Genomic DNA, 18,982 nt, shown 5'->3' with positions numbered 1-18,982 from the left:
CGCTGCTGCTAGCGGCGCGGCCAAGCTAACGAAGGTGCATTGCAATGTCCGATATCAAGCGCGTGGTTCTGGCCTATTCCGGCGGCCTCGATACGTCCGTCATCGCCAAGTGGCTCGAGGTGGAACGAGGGCTGGAGGTCGTCACCTTCACCGCGGATCTCGGCCAGGGCGAGGAAATCGAGCCGGCACGCGAGAAGGCCCGTGCGATGGGCATTCCGGACAAGCACATCTTCATTGAGGACCTGCGCGAGGAATTCGTGCGCGATTTCGTCTTTCCGATGATGCGCGCCAATGCCCGCTACGAGGGCGACTACCTGCTCGGTACCAGTATTGCGCGCCCGTTGATCTCCAAGCGCCTTGTCGAGATTGCACATGAGACCAATGCCGATGCCATCGCCCACGGCGCGACCGGCAAGGGCAACGACCAGGTGCGCTTCGAGCTCTCCGCCTATGCGCTCGATCCCGACATCAAGGTGATTGCCCCCTGGCGCGAGTGGGACCTGACTTCGCGTACCGCGCTGATTGCCTGGGCCGAGGCGCACCAGATCGCCGTCCCCAAGGACAAGCGCGGCGAAAGCCCCTTCTCGACCGACGCGAACCTCCTGCACACCTCTTCGGAGGGCAAGGTGCTCGAGGATCCGTGGGAAGAGACGCCGGACTACGTCTATTCGCGCACCGACCATCCCGAGGATGCGCCCGATACCCCTGAATATATCACGATCGACTTCGAGAAGGGTGACGGCGTCGCGCTGAATGGTGAGGCGATGAGCCCGGCCACGCTGCTAACCGCGCTCAACGATCTGGGTCGCAAGCACGGCATCGGCCGACTCGATCTCGTCGAGAACCGCTTCGTCGGCATGAAGAGCCGCGGCATGTATGAAACCCCCGGCGGCGAGATCTACGCCCGCGCCCATCGCGGCATCGAGCAGATCACGCTCGATCGCGGCGCGGCGCATCTCAAGGACGAGCTGATGCCGCGCTATGCCGAGCTGGTGTACAACGGCCTCTGGTTCAGCCCCGAGCGCGAGATGCTCCAGGCCGCGATCGACCTCAGCCAAGAAAAGGTCAGCGGCACCGTCCGGCTCAAGCTCTACAAGGGCAACGCGATGGTGGTCGGCCGCAAGTCGGACAATTCGCTCTATTCCGAAGCGCACGTCACCTTCGAGGACGATGCCGGCGCCTACGACCAGAAGGACGCGGAAGGTTTCATTAAGCTCAACGCACTCCGCCTGCGCCTGCTCGCCAAGCGGGATCGGTAGAAAATTTCGCCTGGAAATCGCTTCGCGGACCGGAAATTACGCCCACAGCGCTTCGGTGTTTCGATTTTTGCGATGAATCGTTGACTTATCCACCCCCCTCCACAGCGAAAAGCGGGGAAAGTGGATAACTCGCCTCTTGTCAGCTTGAAGAATCGGCTTGCGAGGTGCAGCTTTAATTCATCGGAACGGCGAAGAAAGCTTCCAGCCAAGACGGTCTAACGACTTGAAAGGCAATGGAAATTCGGAACCGGAAAGACGCAGCGGGATCTGTCCGCGCACATCTCGAGACCCTCGTGCAGAAGGTTCACGCCGGACGCAAGGCGGGTCGATGACGGAAGTGCGAAGGTTTCCAGCTGTGAGTCAGGCCAACCCGGCCGGATGCCGAAGGTGGCGTCGTATAAAGGTCTTCGGACCGGAAGGCGATGTGACCGTTTGAGGTACCGGCCACCAACGGAAGGTCAGACTGCGGAACCGCCCGTTGAAGCGCGGCTGGGCAAGGTAAGCGAGCGATTGCAAAATCGTGACGCGACCGACACCGGGCCGAGTGGAGGGTAGATCCGGATGCCGGTGCGAGCGCCGGTGAAAGAACCTGAAGACTGTCTTCGGATAGCCGGATGGGAAAACATCGGATGCCAAGTCTGCGTCCCTGGAACTTCGGTGAAAGGAACACGGCCACGCATTGGTGAGAGTGGGGTCGGCAGCGATGCCGGCCCCATTTGCTATGGGCAATCCGCATTGCCGACATATGCGGCTCACCGCTTCCGTACCGTCCAGAAAACCCTTGGAAACCCGCATGCCGAGGCGAAAGCCGCGCCGAATGGTGGCGATTTCAAGGCAGTTCACGTCCGCGTTAAGGACTCGGCGATTGCTATGCCCTATATCCTCCCGAACCGAACGGGAGGTCCATTCATGGCCAAACGCGCGCTTTTGAGCACGATCTTTCTTGCAGCCCTGGCGCTGCCCGGCACCGCCGGCCATTCCGAGGAAAGCGATGCCAAGCCGATCCTTCAGCCCACATTCGAACAGCATTTCGCGGATTTTGCGGAGCTGCCGCCTGCGCCCGAACCGGGTCCGCGGGTAGTAGACCTCAAGACCTTCGAACCGCCTGTCGAAGCCGAGCCCGCCGGAACGCCGCTCGGCACCGGCGTCGCATCCTATTACGGCAAGCGTTTCCACGGCCGCCGTACCGCCAATGGCGAGCGGTTCGACATGCATGCCATGACCGCGGCGCACAAGACGCTGCCCTTCGGTAGCATGGTCCGCGTGACCAATCCGCGTACCGGCCAGTCTGTAATCGTTCGCATCAACGATCGCGGACCGTTCACGCGGGGCCGCACGATCGACCTCAGCCGCGCCGCGGCCGAGGAAATCGGCCTCGTGCGCCGCGGACACGGCTCGGTCGAGATCGAACTGCTTGATTGAGTCCCTTCTGCCCTACCGCTTCGCTGCTTGAGGGTGGTTAGAGCTTCAGCTCGCTCACATCCCGGTAATCGCCGATCTTCCCGCGCGGGAAGGTATTGAAGGCGATCGAGTGGCGGTTCTGCTGCGAGTGGTTGGGCTCCACGAAATGCAGGATCGAGCTGGCGAACAGCACCAGGTCGCCCTCTTTCGGTACGATCGCGTTACGCTGCGTATTGTAGACATTCGTGCGCGCGGTATCGACCGCCATCTCGATCTGGCGATAGCCATTGGTGCGCTCGAAGATCATGTTGCCCGGCGGATCCGGCATCGGCGCGTAGTAGAGCGAACCCGAGATCAGCGAGTTCGAATGCGTGTGCGCGTGCATCCCCACGCCCGGCGGATTGATCAGCGACCAGCTCTGCGTGACGTCGAGCTTGTGCGAGATGCCCATCACCTCGCGCGCGAAGGTCGCCAGCGCCTCGTCCACCGCCTTCTTGATGCTGCGCATTTCCGGCAGGTCGAATAGGTAGAGCTCTTTCGAGATCCGGTTCACCTGGTTCTCGATCATCTCGAGCGACTGGATGAACTTCACCTGCTTCGGCGAGATCGCATCCTTGATGTTCATCACGAAATACGGCTCTGCGAAGAGCGGTTTGACGGTGAATTCGCGCGCAGAAGCGCTTCTGGCAGCAGTAGCCATGTGTGCAGTCCCCAATTTTACCCCGCACATGTCATAAACCGGTCGCAAACGGCCTTTCAATACCGCCGCAAGCGGTGTTCAACCGTGCAACTGGCCGCGCAGCGCGCCGCGGGGGTGCGCATCGGTATGCACGTCGATGTAGTAATGGGCGGGCCGCGCGATCATCGCTTCGATCGTCGCGCCATCGGCCACCGCGCATACCTCGTCCGTCTCCGCCAGTTCCAGCGCGACGAGCTCGCGCCCGTTCTTGCCCGACTTGCCGAGATGCACATGCGCGGAGGTCACTTCCCCCACGCCGGCGACTTCGAGGTAGTAGCACAGGCTCTGCGCGTCAGGTTCGGCATAGACGTTGAAATCGCCGTATGCCTCGCTGCCCGCGCCGCCGCCCACCACCTCGTCACCGAAGAGGTTTGCGCTCAGCACTGTGCCGGATTGCGCTGTCGCACTCAGGAAGAGCGCTGCGGCGACAATACCGGCCAATGCGATTGCCCAGGGTCTGAGTTTCATGACCGGTCTCCTTTCTCAAGGGACCATGCGCCCGCAAGCGGTTCCCGAAAGCGGGCCCGGTCCCGCAACAGGGAGTATATACCCTTTTTGTTCTCACGGGAAGCGTTTCAGGGAGCCGCCTCTCCCCGCTGCCGCGCACGCCCCCTTGCCCTGCGCGATCGAGGCCTCCAGCGCCTCCTCGCTCGCGACGAGCCACCATTCGTGCCCGCCCGCCTCGTAGGCCTCCATCTGCAGCGCTTCGACCTCTTCTGCGTCATAGCCATCGCTGGCGAGCCGGGCGACATCGGGCACGCCGCGCGGCCGCGCATCGTAGAAGCGGTCGAGCCGGTTGCCGAACCACTGGCAATCGGCCTGTGTGAGCGTGGCCTCCGGATCGTCGCATTGCCCTCCGCAGCTTTCACAAGCTGCGTATTCCTGTTGCCCTACCCCGTTGGTGCTTGAGGGCGGGTATTCCCTACAGGGTGGAACGGATGGAACACGGTCCTGGGAGAAATCTTCCGGCCCCTCCCCCGACCCGCTGTCGGAACCCGCATCCGGCCCAAGCTCCGGCCCAATCTCCGGCAACGCCTCCCCTTCCCGCAAGCCGTCGATCAGCGCATCGAGCCGCGTGAGAGCATCAGCGACCTCCTCGCGCGCCTCCAACCGGTCGAGCCGCGCCAGGTGCGCGAGCAGCAGGCGGCTGTCATAGCGCCTGCGCCGCGCGACCTCCTCCCCGTGATAGAACACCGCCTCCTCAACCCCGTTGAGCGCGCGGTCGGCGAGCGTCGCCTCGGCATGCGCCCGCGCCGCGAGCAGCGCCGCATCCCACGCCTGCGCGAGCGCCGGAGTGGCCCGCCGCTGGCGATAGGCCGTCTGCGCCGAAATCCGCGCCGCCCGGCAGGCGAGCCGGACATTGCCGAACAGCTGGAGGCTTGCGAGAAATTCGGCCTGACGCCGGGGCGAGAACACACTGTGCCCCTCCCCGTGAGGACCGGCGGTGGGGGCGGCTTCGATGGTGACGAGAGCGTTCATGGTTCACCTCATGGGTTTGAGTGAACCTCTCCACATATGTTACTTATAAGTTGTAGGAAAACTATCCAAGCAGCTTTGCAGACAGGCTCTTGTAGAACTGAACGACGTTCTCATTCGAAGCGTCTTCGTTCAATATCTCTGATGCGCTGCGTATGTGGTGAAACCTAGCATCAGGTCCCGACGCTTGACGCGTTTCTATCGTCAAGAGATCGTTTTCCAAAAGAGTTTCTTCGAGGACTCCCCAGTCGTCATCCTCAAGAATCTTCTGGGCAAATCGATCATCTGCTGAACGCAGCCAATACTGACGCATCCGAGTCGCCCGCTTCAAAAGCCGGATAGCAGAGTGGTCGCGTAATTGTTTGGGAATCAATCCGATTTGTTGTTCAGGTGGATTGATCGAATGTAGCGAGATCCATTGTGTAACTTCATCGGCTGCATGCACGGTTCTCTCGCTGCCCCCTCCAACAATCACCAATCGTTGCGGATTGAAACCATTCTCTGGAAACAAAGAATCTTCCGAGGCTATGAGCGTTACTAACGTTGTACCATTCAACAGAAGCTCGGACACGTCAGCCCCTCTCACATCGAATTGAGAGATAAGGCAACTAACCAATTCCGCTTTGCCTGCTGTTCCAACTATTCGCGCCTCGTCCAACTCCGCGTTAGCTATTACAAACGGTTCTCCCTCATAGAATGAGAGTGAGGCAACGGCGATCGAGGACAGGTTTTTCCTACCTCGGTCGAAATCGCGCGATTGCTCGAGCAGCCTCGCGATCTGATCAAAATAGCGCGAGTCCGTTTCGCGCGCGTACGCGACCTCGATCACGCCACTGTATGTTTCGTAGAAACTGCCGCCAAAGATATTCTTTCTCAGGAATTTCGCGACCTCTCCATTGGAAATGGAGGAAAAAATAGCCTCGGATAGGAAGTACTCATAGAACTTCTCATGAAAAAATCGAAAGTGGCCAGGACGAGTATCGTTTGTCAAAAATCCAATATAAGAGGTGCGGTTCAACAAAGTGAATTCGGTAGCCTCGTCCAAGTCTTCTGGCATTACCAGTCGCGATATGAAAGCCAGGTTCGCTTCCGAAATGGCAGATGTTTGGTTGTCCGCCATATCACGAGCAACCTCGATCATCAGCAATCGGACGTACGATGCCAAATCAACACGAGAGATCGCTTCGATCTGTTCTCGGCTGTTCGTGCTTGCGGTAAACTTAGTGGCCTCCCTTGAGATCATTGAATCGACCAGGAGCGTAAGGACACCACCCTCTGCCTGGCTTCCCAAATGGTCAGCCAAGTCTGCTCGAGAAAGCTGCTTTAGGAAGAAAGGCCTTAATGCAAGTGAGCCTCTTTCAAGAAATCGACTAAAATGTTCGGGAAGCGCTTCCACCTTCATTTGAGCTTCAAGCCAGCTCAAAGCCGCTGATGGTGTTGGTGCTTGCAGGGTGAAAGAGTGAACAGGGTCAATGTCATCGCGCAGAGCCACGATATCGCTCTGCACGCGCTCCCTGCCAATAAAGGTCTCTCGTCCTGCCAATATGAGCCGACCGCTACCCCTTATGTTCTCGACGAGTTCGTTAACTTGTGCCCAAGCCAAGTTATAGCCGTTCGGATCTGCTAGCTCATCAAAACCATCGATTGCGATCGTAATCAGTCCATACTTAGCAAGCACAGGGATCTGATCAAACGTTACTGAGCTACGCAGCCGCTGGAGGCTGAAAGCTATAAGATCATAAACATACGAAAGCTGCCGCCCACGGCTTTCGACATGGAGAATCAACGCCCTCCGCTTCGAAGTATAATTTGTTGCTCGCTCAAGAGCTAAACGATTGATGAATTGCGTTTTCCCTATGCCCGCGGGACCATCAATCAGCATCACTTTTGTTGTGCCGTCAGGCTGCTCTTTCGCTAGCTGCCGATCAAACTCTTCGAGACTTAGTTCATTGATGTCTCCGTCGAGCAAACCGAGCACATCAATATAACTATCCAAATCGCTGAGCTCTTGTCGCAAGAGCATTTCCTGTTTCAGAGCCCACGACCTCAAATCAGCGTAACGCTCGGAAGCAAGCAATGATCGGATTGTTGCATAGGAAAGAGTGTCAGGCCCGACTTGCTCGACAATCTTACCATCGACCAATTCGATCGATGTCTCATGGGCATCTCTGACGAAAACTAACTTGTTTCGGCCTTGAGTTTCTACGATTGCAGGTGCCTCAGTACCCAGATCCGCAAAAGGCGTAAGAACCTTCTTTAGTTCCTCAAGCGAAATCTGAGCGGTCATAAACTAGGCCCTCCAATGTGAGATACTTGGCACTTTTTCTTCGTTTTCCACCATGCACGAGCATGGCGCGCCCATTTCCAGCCTTCAGCAAAGACTCTGCACACATCACCGGAGGTATCATGTCGTCATCGTTGGAGATTACAACCGCCCACGTATCCGGTTCGCTTATTGCGGTGCAACAAACGTCGACGGCGAGCGCAGTATCGACCATTTTCTCCTCGCGATTCTTCCCTCCACGATCGCGTGAGGTATTTGGAAGATGAGCAGCTAAACTAGAATGAATTCGGGAGGGGAGCGCCTGAAGCAATACATCACCGAATTCAAATTCGGCTTTCAAATCAATACGTGCAGAGCGAAATAGGGACAGGGGGTCAAATGTCTCCGGAGCGGCGATCAGGGATTTGAAGAATGCTGTTCTTTCAAATCCTTTAGACCACCCTCCGTAAAATCGGATTCGGACGCGAGCCTCCCCGTCAAAATTTGCAGCTAGTGCTTTCTCGAGCAACCGACAACCATGTCGAAGCGCTAGAGAGGTTCGATTACCGAGAGGCAGCACCCCCTTCTCATCAACCTGCTTCAATAGGTTATACCAGTCAAAAAAGGCGAGAACGTTAATCCGATCTACTCTCCTCACTCCGCCGCCTCCCGCTGCCGCTCCAGCATCGGCTTGAGATACTGCCCCGTATAACTCTCCGCTACCTCGGCCACCTTCTCCGGGACACCCTGCGCGACAACCTCCCCGCCCCGCACGCCGCCGCCAGGGCCGAGGTCAAGGATGTGGTCGGCGGTCTTGATGACGTCGAGATTGTGCTCGATCACCACAACCGAGTTCCCCTGGTCCACCAGCCGGTGGAGCACTTCGAGGAGCTTCCTCACATCCTCAAAATGGAGGCCCGTGGTGGGCTCGTCCAAGATATAGAGCGTCTGGCCGGTGCTGCGCTTGGACAGTTCCTTGGCCAGCTTCACGCGCTGCGCTTCGCCGCCTGACAGCGTGGTCGCCTGCTGGCCGACCTTGACGTAGCCCAGCCCCACCTCGTTCAGCATGTGCATCTTGTCGCGGATCGGGGGGACGGCCTTGAAGAAGTCCTCCGCATCCTCGATCGTCATGTCGAGCACGTCGGCGATGGAGTGGCCCTTGAACTTCACTTCCAGCGTTTCGCGGTTGTAGCGCTTGCCGCCGCATTCCTCGCAGGTGACGTAGACGTCGGGCAGGAAGTGCATCTCGATCTTGATCAGGCCGTCGCCCTGGCACGCCTCGCAGCGGCCGCCCTTGACGTTGAAGCTGAAGCGGCCGGGCTTGTAGCCGCGCGCCTGCGCTTCGGGGAGGCCGGCGAACCAGTCGCGGATCTGGGTGAAGGCGCCGGTGTAGGTCGCCGGGTTCGAGCGCGGGGTGCGGCCGATGGGCGACTGGTCGATCTCGATCACCTTGTCGCAATATTCGAGGCCGGTGACCTTATCGTGCGCGCCCGCAACGATGCGTGCGCCGTTGAGCTGGCGCGCGGCAGAGGCGTAGAGCGTGTCGATGGTGAAGGACGACTTGCCCGAGCCCGAGACGCCGGTGATGCAGGTGAAGGTGCCGAGCGGGAGGCTCGCGGTGACGTCGTTCAGATTGTTAGCCCGCGCGCCGTGGACGGTGAGCTCGTGCCCGTTACCCTTGCGGCGGTTGGCGGGGACGGAAATCTCGCGCCGGCCGGTGAGGTAGTCCGCGGTGAGCGACTTCTTCGACTTCAGCACCTGTTTGAGCGTGCCCTGCGCCACAACCTCGCCCCCGCGCACGCCCGCGCCCGGACCGAGGTCGACCACATGGTCCGCCTGGCGGATCGCGTCTTCATCGTGCTCGACCACGATCACCGTGTTGCCGAGATCGCGCAGGCGCTTCAGGGTTTCCAGCAGCCGGTCGTTGTCGCGCTGGTGGAGGCCGATGCTGGGCTCGTCGAGCACGTAGAGCACGCCCGAAAGGCCCGAGCCGATCTGCGATGCGAGGCGGATGCGCTGGCTCTCACCGCCGCTCAATGTGCCGCTGGTACGGTCGAGGTTGAGGTAGTCGAGGCCGACGTTGTCGAGGAAGCCCAGCCGCTCGTTGATCTCCTTCAGGATGGCCTTGGCGATCTGGCCTTGCGTGTCGTTGAGCGCATCGGGGAGCTTCAGGAAATAGTCCTTCGCATCGGCGACGCTCATCTTGGTGGGCGTGGCGATGTCGGTACCCGCGATCTTCACCGCCAGCGCCTTCTCGTTGAGGCGCTTGCCGTGGCAGGTCTCGCAAGGCTGGCTGGTCTGGAACTTCGACAGCTCCTCGCGCATCCACGCGCTCTCGGTCTGGAGCATGCGGCGATTGAGGTTGCCGATCACGCCCTCGAACGGCTTCTTGACCGTATATTCCTTGCGCCCGTCCTTGAAGGTGAGCGGGATGGCGCGGCCCTTGGTGCCGTAGAGGATGATCTCGCGGATTTCCTTGTCGAAATCCTCCCACGGCGTCTCAAGGCTGAACTCGTATTCTCGCGCGAGGCTGGCGAGGACCTGCATATAGTAGGGCGACGGAGGGTTGCTCTTCGCCCAGGGCACCACCGCGCCCTTCTTCAGGCTCAGCGCCTCGTTGGGGACGACCAGTTGCGGGTCGAACAGCTGCTTCTCGCCAATGCCGTCACAGGTCGGGCAGGCGCCCTGCGGCGCATTGAAGGAGAAGAGGCGCGGCTCGACTTCCTCGATTGTGAAGCCTGAAACCGGGCAGGAGAAGCGTTCGGAGAACACGATGCGGTTGGCGGGCAGCCCCGCCCCCTTCATCGCACCGCCGCCCTCGACCTCGTCCTCGCGCCCCGGCACCACGCCATCAGCAAGGTCCACATAGGCGAGGCCGTCGGCAAGCTTGAGCGCGGTCTCGAAACTGTCGGCAAGGCGCGTTTCCAGACCTTCCTTCACCGCGAGGCGATCGACCACCACTTCGATGTCGTGTTTGAACTTCTTGTCGAGCGCTGGCGCTTCCTCGATCGGATACATTTCGCCATCGATGCGCACGCGGGTGAAGCCCGCCTTCTGCCATTCAGCCAGCTCCTTGCGGTATTCACCCTTGCGCCCGCGCACTACCGGCGCGAGCAGGTAGAGGCGTGTACCTTCGGGTAGCGCCATCACGCGGTCGACCATGTTGGAGACCGTCTGCGCCTCGATCGGCAGGCCGGTGGCGGGCGAGTACGGCACCCCCACCCTCGCCCACAGCAGGCGCATGTAATCGTAAATCTCGGTAACCGTCGCCACGGTCGAGCGCGGATTGCGGCTCGTCGTCTTCTGCTCGATCGAGATAGCAGGAGACAGCCCGTCGATATGCTCGACATCGGGCTTCTGCATCATCTCGAGGAACTGGCGCGCATAGGCGCTGAGGCTCTCCACGTAGCGACGCTGGCCCTCGGCATAAATCGTGTCGAACGCCAGGCTCGACTTGCCCGAGCCCGACAGGCCGGTGATCACGATCAGGCTGTCGCGGGGCAGGTCGATATCGACGCCCTTGAGGTTGTGTTCACGCGCGCCGCGGACGGAGATCTTCGTAAGTGCCATGAAGGAAGCGTGTTCCCGAATTGTTCGCTTAGGTCAAGTGCCGTGGGGGACCAGAAAAGTACCCTTCCCCCAGCAAAGCGGGCGGGCCGTGATCCTGTTCCGACGATGTGGGAAACGAAGGCCGATTTACAACGCCCCCGCCCAAACCCCTGCCTGTCCGACGCCAACCGTCAGGCGTTGCCCATCATCGGCAGGCCGTGGACCCAACTGCGCCTTTCGTCCGTTCTAAAGACAAGCACCAGCCGGACACCTCCCGCCCAGCGGACCAGGTCGAAATTCCGGCGATGCGGAACCGGACCAAGGGTTTCGCCAGCAATTACAGTTACAAGGCGCACGAAATACATGTCAGACGAAAAACAAAGGGAAAAGGTCGCGCCCCTCTCATCGAATACGCCCGAAAGCACCGCCCGCCCGACAATCCAGAGCGAGCGGCTCAAGGCGATCATGAAGGAGCTCGACCGTCCGCTCGACAACGAGAAATGGACATCGACGCCCCATGCGGGCGAAAGTAAGCGGGCTTCGGGCCTGCTGCACCGCATAAGGCGTCACCGCGATCACCGCCGCGCCCTCAAGAAGGCGCGCCAGGCTGCATCGACAGTCTACAAGGTCAAGCCTCGCCTTTCGACACGCAAGCGCGCATCGCTGATGATGGGCGCCGGCGCTATCAGTCTGGCGGCCTTTACCGGACCGTCAGTGCAGGCACCCAAAATGAAACCTGCCGTAAAGGTCACCCAGCCGGTCGTGGCCAAGGACGTGCGCATGCCCGCCGCCCTGCTCAAGGCCAGCGACGAGTTCAAACAGGCGCTGATCGAAGAGGAAGGCGTTCGCTACACCGTTTATCGCGACGTTGCCGGCTATCCGACGGTGGGTGTCGGACACCTCGTGCGCCCGGCAGACAACCTTAGGGTAGGTGACCGTATTTCCGAGCAGCGCGTGCTCGACTTCCTCGATGCCGATCTCGAAACGGCCGAGGAAGGTGTCCGCATCCTCGTGGGCGACTTGCCGCTATACCAGCACGAATTCGATGCCTTGCTCGACCTCGTCTACAATGTCGGTCTCGGCAACGTCTCAGAGCGCGAGAGCCCGCGCCTGAACGCTGCTATTGCAGCTGGCGATTACGAAGGAATTGCGAGCGAACTCGACTACAGGCATGCAGGCGGAAAGGTCGCTCGCGGCCTAGAATTCCGGTCGGAACGACGGGCGAAAATCTTCATGGATGCAAGCTACGAAGACCCCCGCGAACCGAGCAGCGAAGCTTCGAACACCTAAGAGGCAATGGCTTCTATCAGCCTCGTGTACCTCGTCTGCGGCGAGACCAACGCGCAGGGCTTGCTACCAGACGACTTTGCACATTACGACGCCAGGGATGCGGGGCATAGCGCTCTGCACCCTCGCGATTGAAACCAAGCCGCACCCTGATTTGCGCCCCGAACAATTCCCTCGCCATGTCACACCGCCTTTTCATCGCCATTCGCCCGCCGTCTTCAATCCGCGACGCACTTATCGACCTGATGGATGGGATCGAGAATGCACGCTGGCAGGACTACGAGCAACTGCACCTTACGCTGCGCTACATCGGTGAAACCGATCCGCACCGCGCGGACGACCTGGCCGAAGCACTAGCTCGCCTGAGCTTCTCTCCATTCGAATTGGCAGTTAGCGGCGTCGGCTCCTTCGAGCGCAAGGGCGTGTCGCACACGCTGTGGGCGGGCATCCTAATTAGCGAGCCGCTTCTCCATCTCCAGCGCAAGATCGAGCGCGTGTGCGTATCGCTCGGCATCGCACCCGAGAGCCGCAAGTTCGCGCCCCACATAACTCTGGCCCGCCTCAACCAGTCATGCGGACCGCTTGCCCCGTTCCTTGCGTGCCATGCAGGGCTTGCCCTTGGACCGTGGGAGGTGGACACCTACGCCCTGTACGAGAGCCATTTGCGCCCGCAGGGCTCTCTCTACGAACCTGTGGTGACCTACCGCTGCGAGGAATGATGCAGAACGCGCTTCGCCTGACCCTGACCTTCGCCCTCACCGGCGCGCTGGTAGGCGCGTGTTCGCAGGCCGGGGGCGAAGCTGCGGACGATGCCCCGGGAAGCCAGCAACTTCTCGATACGATCGCCGAACAGGACGATCCAGACGCTGTAGAGAATTGCCTCTTGCTGGTCTGGTCGGAGGAAGAGGAGCCCAACATCGAATTCGACCGGGCGAACGACGTTGTTACGGGCGGCGCGATATCATGCGCGACCGGCGCCAGCCCCAGCCGGTTCGAGGCTGCGATCGCCGCGCTTCGCGAAGCAGCGCGAAGCGGCGACAAGGCGCGCATCCTCGCGCAACTTGGCATACCGCTGCTCTACATCGACGAAAATGGCGAGCGACAGGACCTCACCGAAGAGCAGGTGGAAGCCTTGTTTGACGACATTTTCGATCCGAACATGCTCGACATGCTGCAGCGTCTCGACCTGTCTCAAATGACCGTCGAGAAGGAAAAAGGGGCGTTTTTCGCGCTGGGTTCCCTGTGGCTCGTCATCGATGAATCAGGTCAGCCGAAAGTGGTGACGGTAAATCGCCAGGCCCTGCTCGAAGCTGCTACAGCGGCGGTCGACCAAGCCGACCTTGGACAGGGTCGACCAATCGACTGACGAGACGAAATGCCGGTCTGCGAAATTCTGTAGACGCGCGCGCGGATTTATTTGCTCTCGCCCCTGAAAAGCGGCAAATTACGCGCAGGGATTCGTATATTCAGGGGTTGTATCATGAAATATCTGTCTGGCGTCGCCGGTTCGGCGGCAATTGCTGCGCTTTGCGTCGGCTCCATGGCGGCTGCGCAGGAGCGTCCGCCCGTGCCGGTGCAGGCTGTACCCGCGCCATCGTCCACGACACCGCCGCCGGTCATGGTACCTCCGCCCGCTGCCGCCACGCAGGAAATCGAGGCGGACGAACGCTCGCTGTTCGAAATCATGGCGGAAGGGGTGAACCGTCGCCTCGATCCGCAACAGCGCGCACAGGCTCTGCTCGACGAAATTCCCATCGCCGTTTCGATCGAACCGATGGCGCTCGCCGAAATGTTCACCCGTACCGAGATCCTGCACCGCTCGGTCGCGATCGACGTGCCGCTGCGCCTTACCGCGCTCTCGGGCAACGAGCGTGCCGGCAGTGTCTGGCACACCGGCGATGCGCCGAAAGACCGCTATCTCGGTGAAACGGGTGCGCGCGCTGCTTCGGCCGCCACCACGAACGTGACCTGGAAGGACGGCAGCACTGGCGAGATCGACCTCTACGAGGCACGCTTCCGCTCGACCAATGACAAGAACAGCCTGACCACGCTCGAAGGCGTCGTCTATTGCGGAACGCAGGTCGCAACGCCCAGCGGCGAGAAGGACATGTGCCTGATCGACCGCGACGGTGACCGCAGCTTCGACGAATTCGCCTTCATCGCCAGCCGGAGTGGCAAATCGGTCCATGGTGCGACGGTGCTCACCGCCGCTGTCCCGATGCAGGCGGCTGCGCCCTACACCGTCCGCAACGATGCCCTTCCCGAGATGAAGGCCCAGTGGACCACTTGCGGCAAGGACTGGGACCTCCCCTACTACCAGCTGCGCCTCGGCAGCGACGAGCACGGCAACGAGCCGGCTTCGCGTGCGGGCACCTATTGGGGCGATCCCTATTGCGCCAAGTCGGAGAAATACGAGCGCGTCGAGCCTGCCAACAAGGGCGGCCGCGTGGCGCGCATGGGCCCGGCCTATGCGCAGATCAGCTCGAAGAAGTCGGGCGCCTCGATCCAACTCGAGCGCGTGCTCGACACCGAGACGCTCTACCGTGTCGAGGGCCGCGACAAGCTGGCACCGCTGAGCGCCGGTTTCGCTCCCGCCCAGGCGCAGCTGTCGGCGAACCAGCAGTTTACCCGCCTGCCCTACCAGAGCACCGGTGACGTGACTGTCACCGAAACGCCCTTCAAGGTCGGCGACCACTTCGTCACCTCGGCCTTCCGCCATGGCTATACCGGCGTGGTTACCGAGGACGTGAAGATCCGTACGCTGCTCTCCAGCCGCTCGGTCGAAGGCGGCATGCCGGTCTACGGTGTCCCGGCCAAGCGCACGACGGTGACCTATGGCGGCTATGGCTATCAGGTGCCCTCGACCCCGGCGATCGAGCGCAAGATCGACATGGACCTCATCTGGTGCCTGCCGACGCGCGAGGAAATTCCCCTCGTCGACAGGGACAACAACCCTACGGGCAATGTGAAGATCGAATGGACCGCAACCTGCCTGCCCGACAACCGTCGCGGCCAGCATACGATCCTCAAGGACCAGTCGCCCGCACTCGCAGTGCGCAACATGCGCATGGATGCGACGATCTCGACCAATGACGGCCCGCCGCCGGTGGCAGAGCGTCCCAATGCCGACTTCGGCGCACCGCTCTACTTCCGATATTCGCTGAAGGAGGCGAGCAAGAACCTCTACACGCTGACCGAGGAAGTGCTGCTGGGCGAGGAAATCACCTCGACCAACGATATCATTCTCCTGAAGGACGAGGACGGCAAGGCAGTTGTCGAAGTAGCCGGCGGCTCCTTCATGCTCGAACCCGATGGCGAGCAGTACAAGCTCACCGCCATGCTGCCCCCGCGCGAAGGCGAGGATGCACGGGTGAAGGGTCTCGACGTGATGGCGCTCATGCGCCGCCTGCTGGCAGACATCGAAAGGTAAGCCCGAAACATTGCAGGCAATGTCCTCCGCCGACCGGAATCGGCGGTTGGACGCCCTGTAGCTTGCCAAAAACCGCGGTTTCCGCTCAATAACGCGCGTCGCACGCGCGTGCGACCGGCCCTGCCCGCAATCCACGCGCCACCGCAGAAATATTGGAGAGACCATGAAGGCCCACATTCTGGCCACTACCGCCGCCGCAGCCCTGCTTGCAGCATGCAGCACCACCCCGGGAGGAGAGATGGACCCGCTTGCCGACGCCGATGTCGAAAACACAGTGACCATCCCCGAAGGCACCGGCTACTTCGCAGCCGACAGCACGCTGCCGTTCCTCGCCCCCGATTTCACCAAGATCTCGGAAGACGATTACATCCCCGCATTCGAGCAGGGCATGGCGATCCAGAAGGCAGAGGTCGAAGCGATCAAGGCCAATCCGGAGGCTCCGACCTTCGAGAACACCATCGTCGCGCTTGAAAAGTCGGGCCGCATGCTCGGCCGCGTCGCGCGCGTGTTCTTCAACCTGACCGGCACCAACACCACGCCGGGTCTCGACGCCATCAACAAGGAAATCAGCCCGAAGCTGACCGCGCATGGCGACAGCATCCGTCTCGATCCCGTCCTCTTCGCACGCGTGAAGGCAGTCTATGACAGCCGCGCTTCGATGACGATGACGCCCGAAGACGCGACCCTCCTCGAGAACACTTACGAGGGCATGGTCCAGGCAGGCGCCCTGCTGACCGACGAGCAGCGCGAGCAAGTCAAGTCGATCAACTCGCAGCTGTCCACGCTCACGACGGAATTCGGCCAGCTTGCACGCAATGCGATGTCCGAGCAGCCGGTCATCTTCGACAGCCGCGAACAGCTTGCCGGCCTTTCGGAAGCCGATATCCGCTCGGCCGCCGATTTCGCCGCCGAGCTGGGCCACGAAGGCAAGTATGCCATCGCGCTCCAGAACACGACGCAGCAGCCGCTCATCCCCGCGATGGACGACCGCGACGCACGCCAGAAGCTGTTCGAGGCGAGTTACCACCGTGCCGACGGCACGACCGACATCGACACGCGCCTGCTGATCGCCCGCATCGCCGAGCTGCGCGCCGAAAAGGCAGAGCTGTTCGGCAAGCCCGACTGGGCGAGCTACACCATGTGGGATCGCATGGCCGAGAAGCCCGAAACCGCGCTCGCCTTCATGGAGCAGATGGTTCCGGCCCTTGCCGCAACGCAGCGCCGTGAAGCCTCCATGCTCAACGAAGCGATCGCTGCCGACGGCGGCGATTACACCGTGAAGCCGTGGGACTGGTATCGCTATGCCAACCGCATCAAGGCCGAGCAGTACGATCTCGATGAAGATGCAGTCATGGAATACTTCGTCCTCGACCGCGTGCTCGAAGACGGCGTCTTCTTCATGGCCGAGAAGCTCTACGGTCTGACCTTCGAGCGCCGCACGGACATTCCGGTCTACCACCCCGACGTGTGGGTCTACACCGTGTTCGACCGCGACGGCAGCGAGCTCGGCCTGTTCTACTTCGACCCGTTCCAGCGCCCCTCGAAGCGCGGCGGTGCATGGATGAGCAACTTCGTCGACCAGAGCTACCTGTGGGATACCAAGCCGGTCATCTACAACGTGCTCAACATCCCGAAGGCGCCCGAAGGCGAACCGCAGCTGGTCAGCTTTGACTGGGTCAACACGACCTTCCACGAATTCGGCCATGCGCTGCACGGCTTCTTCGCCGACCAGCGCTATGAAAGCCTGTCGGGCACGGCGACCGCTCGCGACTTCGTGGAATATCCCAGCCAGGTCCACGAGATGTGGATGACCTGGCCCGAAGTCCTCCAGAACTATGCCTTCCACTACGAGACCGGTGAACCGATCCCGACCGAGATGGTCGAGAAGATCCAGGCCGCCTCGAAGTTCAACCAGGGCTATGACTTCGGCGAAGTCGTCGAAGCCGCCCTGCTGGACATGAAGTGGGCCGCGCTGACCAAGGAAGAAGCCGCTGCGCTCGACACGCCGGAGAAGGTTTCGGCCTTCGAACGACAGTCGCTCGAAGAGCTCGGCCTCGAGATCGATCTCGTGCCGCCGCGCTATCGCAGCACCTACTTCAACCACATCTTCAGCAGCCCGGCAGGCTATTCGGCCGGCTACTACAGCTACCTGTGGACGCAGATGCTCGATCACGACAGCCGCAACTGGTTCCGCGAGAACGGCGGACTGTCGATCGAAGCCGGTCAGCACTATCGCGACACCGTGCTGAGCCGCGGCGGTACGCAGGACTATTTCGACATGTACGAGAACTTCGCGGGCCGTAAGCCCGACGTTCGCTACATGCTCGAGGCGCTTGGCCTCGTTGCTGGCGACGAGAAGGGCGAAGGCACGGCATCGGACGGCAAGCTGCCCGAAACCGCTGTCGAATAAGCCTTCGGCGCGAAGAAACGATTGGGGGTCGGGCCGCGAGGTCCGGCCCCTTTTTCTTGGCTAGAATAGGGTCTGCTTGAGCGGGATCGGAAGGCCGGTCTGGCCAGCGATGATGCCCACCCATTTTTCGACCTGCTCGATCTCTTCGACCAGTTTCGCGTCTTCTTCCTCGGCAGCCTTTTCCTTGAAGGAGCCTCCCAGCTTCGAATGCTGCGAGAAGACATCGCCCGCGGCCAGCTGGCCCGCGAGTCCGGTTGGCGCATCAACACCGGCAAATTCGAGCACGGAAGCGATCGCCGTCTCGCGCTCGGCATCGAAGCGGTCGCCATCGAGCACGCGCATCCGGTCGCCGGCAACACCCTGCACCTGCCCGCCGAGGTGCAATGCAAACCAGCGCTGGGCGAGGAACCAGGCGAGGCCTGCCGCTTGCAGATCGCTCATCGCGAAATTCTCGCGCGCGTCCATGCCGAAATCCATGCCCGCATAGCCCTGCATCTCGAGGAACAGCTGGCGTCCCCAGCGCCTGCCCATGAGGCCTTTGCGGGCGACAGAACGCAGGAAAACCGGAAGGGCGTTGGACATGAGGATCGCACGCGCCTCGGGTCGCGCCTGAAGCAGCGCGGGCATCATCATGTTGGAGTGATTGGTGGGCTTCACGAAAACGGCCTGGCCCGGAGCATGCGGCCTTGCGAGCAACGCCAGCAGCGGCACGATAAGCGGCCTTGCTGCCTCACCCGCATTGTACATGCTCACGATGATGCCCGGCTCGTTCAGCCCGACCGAAACGCCGGGCGCATCGAGCGCACGCGCCAGAAGTGTCGAGCGACAGAACGCGGTGTGAAAGATGAAGTGCAGCTTGCCTCTTTCAGGGCGCATCGCGGTCACCTCGTCCCACGAGACCAGCGCCTTCGCATCGCCTTCCCCGCTCCGGTCGGCAAGGAACCCCTGTGAGGACAATTCATCGCGCTCGACCCGGATGAATTCGACCATGCGCGTGGGCACGTCGATTCGGTGCGGGAGCCAGCTGGGGTCGGCGGCAATACTGCTCGTATCGGTCATGCGACACGCCTAGCCCATCACGGCGCTGGCGCAAGCCGTGCCTAGAGCTTGCCCCGCCATGCCAGCGAATTGGCATTCAGTTCGGCAAGGTCCGCCTCTCCTGCAATGA

General features: G+C 61.2%; 14 protein-coding genes. 7 read left to right on the top strand and 7 right to left on the bottom strand.

Annotated features, from left to right (window positions below):
• Nucleotides 1-44: 44 nt before the first annotated feature.
• Both ACZ1G8_RS12030 and ACZ1G8_RS12025 read left to right on the top strand, forming a co-directional pair.
• Nucleotides 45-1,259 (top strand): argininosuccinate synthase, encoded by a 1,215-nt coding sequence (locus ACZ1G8_RS12030; protein WP_472679597.1) that lies wholly within the window; start codon nt 45-47, stop codon nt 1,257-1,259.
• A 909-nt stretch (nt 1,260-2,168) separates the two neighbouring features.
• Complete coding sequence (locus ACZ1G8_RS12025; RefSeq protein WP_472679596.1) at nt 2,169-2,681, top strand: septal ring lytic transglycosylase RlpA family protein; 513 nt, start codon at nt 2,169-2,171, stop codon at nt 2,679-2,681.
• A 37-nt stretch (nt 2,682-2,718) separates the two neighbouring features.
• Here the strand turns inward: ACZ1G8_RS12025 and ACZ1G8_RS12020 are convergent, their stop codons facing one another.
• The 6 genes from ACZ1G8_RS12020 to uvrA form a co-directional block, all read right to left on the bottom strand.
• Entirely contained in the window at nt 2,719-3,360 is a 642-nt protein-coding gene (locus ACZ1G8_RS12020) for a TIGR02466 family protein (RefSeq protein WP_472679595.1), read from the bottom strand.
• Between the two features lie 78 nt (nt 3,361-3,438).
• Nucleotides 3,439-3,867 carry a CHRD domain-containing protein gene (locus tag ACZ1G8_RS12015; protein WP_472679594.1) on the bottom strand — a complete coding sequence of 143 codons (429 nt, stop codon included), beginning with the start codon at nt 3,865-3,867 and terminating at the stop codon, nt 3,439-3,441.
• A gap of 93 nt (nt 3,868-3,960) precedes the next feature.
• Nucleotides 3,961-4,878 (bottom strand): hypothetical protein, encoded by a 918-nt coding sequence (locus ACZ1G8_RS12010; RefSeq protein WP_472679593.1) that lies wholly within the window; start codon nt 4,876-4,878, stop codon nt 3,961-3,963.
• Nucleotides 4,879-4,939: 61 nt separating this feature from the next.
• Entirely contained in the window at nt 4,940-7,162 is a 2,223-nt protein-coding gene (locus ACZ1G8_RS12005; protein ID WP_472679592.1) for an NACHT domain-containing protein, read from the bottom strand.
• Nucleotides 7,140-7,796, bottom strand: coding sequence for a PIN domain-containing protein (locus ACZ1G8_RS12000; protein ID WP_472679591.1), 657 nt, complete (start codon nt 7,794-7,796; stop codon nt 7,140-7,142). Before ACZ1G8_RS12000 ends, ACZ1G8_RS12005 begins: the two co-directional genes overlap by 23 nt.
• Nucleotides 7,793-10,708, bottom strand: coding sequence for an excinuclease ABC subunit UvrA (gene uvrA / locus ACZ1G8_RS11995; RefSeq protein WP_472679590.1), 2,916 nt, complete (start codon nt 10,706-10,708; stop codon nt 7,793-7,795). The genes ACZ1G8_RS12000 and uvrA overlap by 4 nt, the downstream gene beginning before the upstream one ends.
• Before the next feature lie 342 nt (nt 10,709-11,050).
• Here uvrA and ACZ1G8_RS11990 point away from each other — a divergent pair, with 342 nt between their 5' ends.
• The 5 genes from ACZ1G8_RS11990 to ACZ1G8_RS11970 all read left to right on the top strand — a co-directional run bounded on the left by ACZ1G8_RS11990 (nt 11,051) and on the right by ACZ1G8_RS11970 (nt 17,814).
• Entirely contained in the window at nt 11,051-11,977 is a 927-nt protein-coding gene (locus tag ACZ1G8_RS11990; RefSeq protein WP_472679589.1) for a lysozyme, read from the top strand.
• A 176-nt stretch (nt 11,978-12,153) separates the two neighbouring features.
• On the top strand, nt 12,154-12,693 hold the full coding sequence (thpR, locus tag ACZ1G8_RS11985; RefSeq protein ID WP_472679588.1) for an RNA 2',3'-cyclic phosphodiesterase: 540 nt from the start codon (nt 12,154-12,156) through the stop codon (nt 12,691-12,693).
• Nucleotides 12,693-13,340, top strand: coding sequence for a hypothetical protein (locus ACZ1G8_RS11980; protein ID WP_472679587.1), 648 nt, complete (start codon nt 12,693-12,695; stop codon nt 13,338-13,340). Before thpR ends, ACZ1G8_RS11980 begins: the two co-directional genes overlap by 1 nt.
• 114 nt (nt 13,341-13,454) lie before the next feature.
• Nucleotides 13,455-15,404 carry a hypothetical protein gene (locus ACZ1G8_RS11975; RefSeq protein ID WP_472679586.1) on the top strand — a complete coding sequence of 650 codons (1,950 nt, stop codon included), beginning with the start codon at nt 13,455-13,457 and terminating at the stop codon, nt 15,402-15,404.
• Nucleotides 15,405-15,567: 163 nt separating this feature from the next.
• Nucleotides 15,568-17,814 (top strand): M3 family metallopeptidase, encoded by a 2,247-nt coding sequence (locus ACZ1G8_RS11970; protein WP_472679585.1) that lies wholly within the window; start codon nt 15,568-15,570, stop codon nt 17,812-17,814.
• 60 nt (nt 17,815-17,874) lie between these two features.
• Here ACZ1G8_RS11970 and ACZ1G8_RS11965 read toward each other — a convergent pair whose 3' ends face one another.
• A complete protein-coding gene (locus ACZ1G8_RS11965; RefSeq protein WP_472679584.1) occupies nt 17,875-18,873 on the bottom strand; it encodes a hypothetical protein in 999 nt (332 codons plus the stop codon).
• Between the last annotated feature and the right edge of the window lie 109 nt (nt 18,874-18,982).

It is taken from the genome of Qipengyuania sp. BR81-2 (assembly GCF_055693895.1).
This window is presented reverse-complemented; position numbering and strand designations above follow the sequence as displayed.

Bases quoted from the DNA above. Each gene is read 5' to 3' on its own strand.
- ACZ1G8_RS12030 (WP_472679597.1), top strand. From the start codon at position 45: ATGTCCGATATCAAGCGCGTGGTTCTGGCCTATTCCGGCGGCCTCGAT.
- ACZ1G8_RS12025 (WP_472679596.1), top strand. From the start codon at position 2,169: ATGGCCAAACGCGCGCTTTTGAGCACGATCTTTCTTGCAGCCCTGGCG.
- ACZ1G8_RS12020 (WP_472679595.1), bottom strand. From the start codon at position 3,360: ATGGCTACTGCTGCCAGAAGCGCTTCTGCGCGCGAATTCACCGTCAAA.
- ACZ1G8_RS12015 (WP_472679594.1), bottom strand. From the start codon at position 3,867: ATGAAACTCAGACCCTGGGCAATCGCATTGGCCGGTATTGTCGCCGCA.
- ACZ1G8_RS12010 (WP_472679593.1), bottom strand. From the start codon at position 4,878: ATGAACGCTCTCGTCACCATCGAAGCCGCCCCCACCGCCGGTCCTCAC.
- ACZ1G8_RS12005 (WP_472679592.1), bottom strand. From the start codon at position 7,162: ATGACCGCTCAGATTTCGCTTGAGGAACTAAAGAAGGTTCTTACGCCT.
- uvrA (WP_472679590.1), bottom strand. From the start codon at position 10,708: ATGGCACTTACGAAGATCTCCGTCCGCGGCGCGCGTGAACACAACCTC.
- ACZ1G8_RS11990 (WP_472679589.1), top strand. From the start codon at position 11,051: ATGTCAGACGAAAAACAAAGGGAAAAGGTCGCGCCCCTCTCATCGAAT.
- thpR (WP_472679588.1), top strand. From the start codon at position 12,154: ATGTCACACCGCCTTTTCATCGCCATTCGCCCGCCGTCTTCAATCCGC.
- ACZ1G8_RS11980 (WP_472679587.1), top strand. From the start codon at position 12,693: ATGCAGAACGCGCTTCGCCTGACCCTGACCTTCGCCCTCACCGGCGCG.
- ACZ1G8_RS11975 (WP_472679586.1), top strand. From the start codon at position 13,455: ATGAAATATCTGTCTGGCGTCGCCGGTTCGGCGGCAATTGCTGCGCTT.
- ACZ1G8_RS11970 (WP_472679585.1), top strand. From the start codon at position 15,568: ATGAAGGCCCACATTCTGGCCACTACCGCCGCCGCAGCCCTGCTTGCA.
- ACZ1G8_RS11965 (WP_472679584.1), bottom strand. From the start codon at position 18,873: ATGACCGATACGAGCAGTATTGCCGCCGACCCCAGCTGGCTCCCGCAC.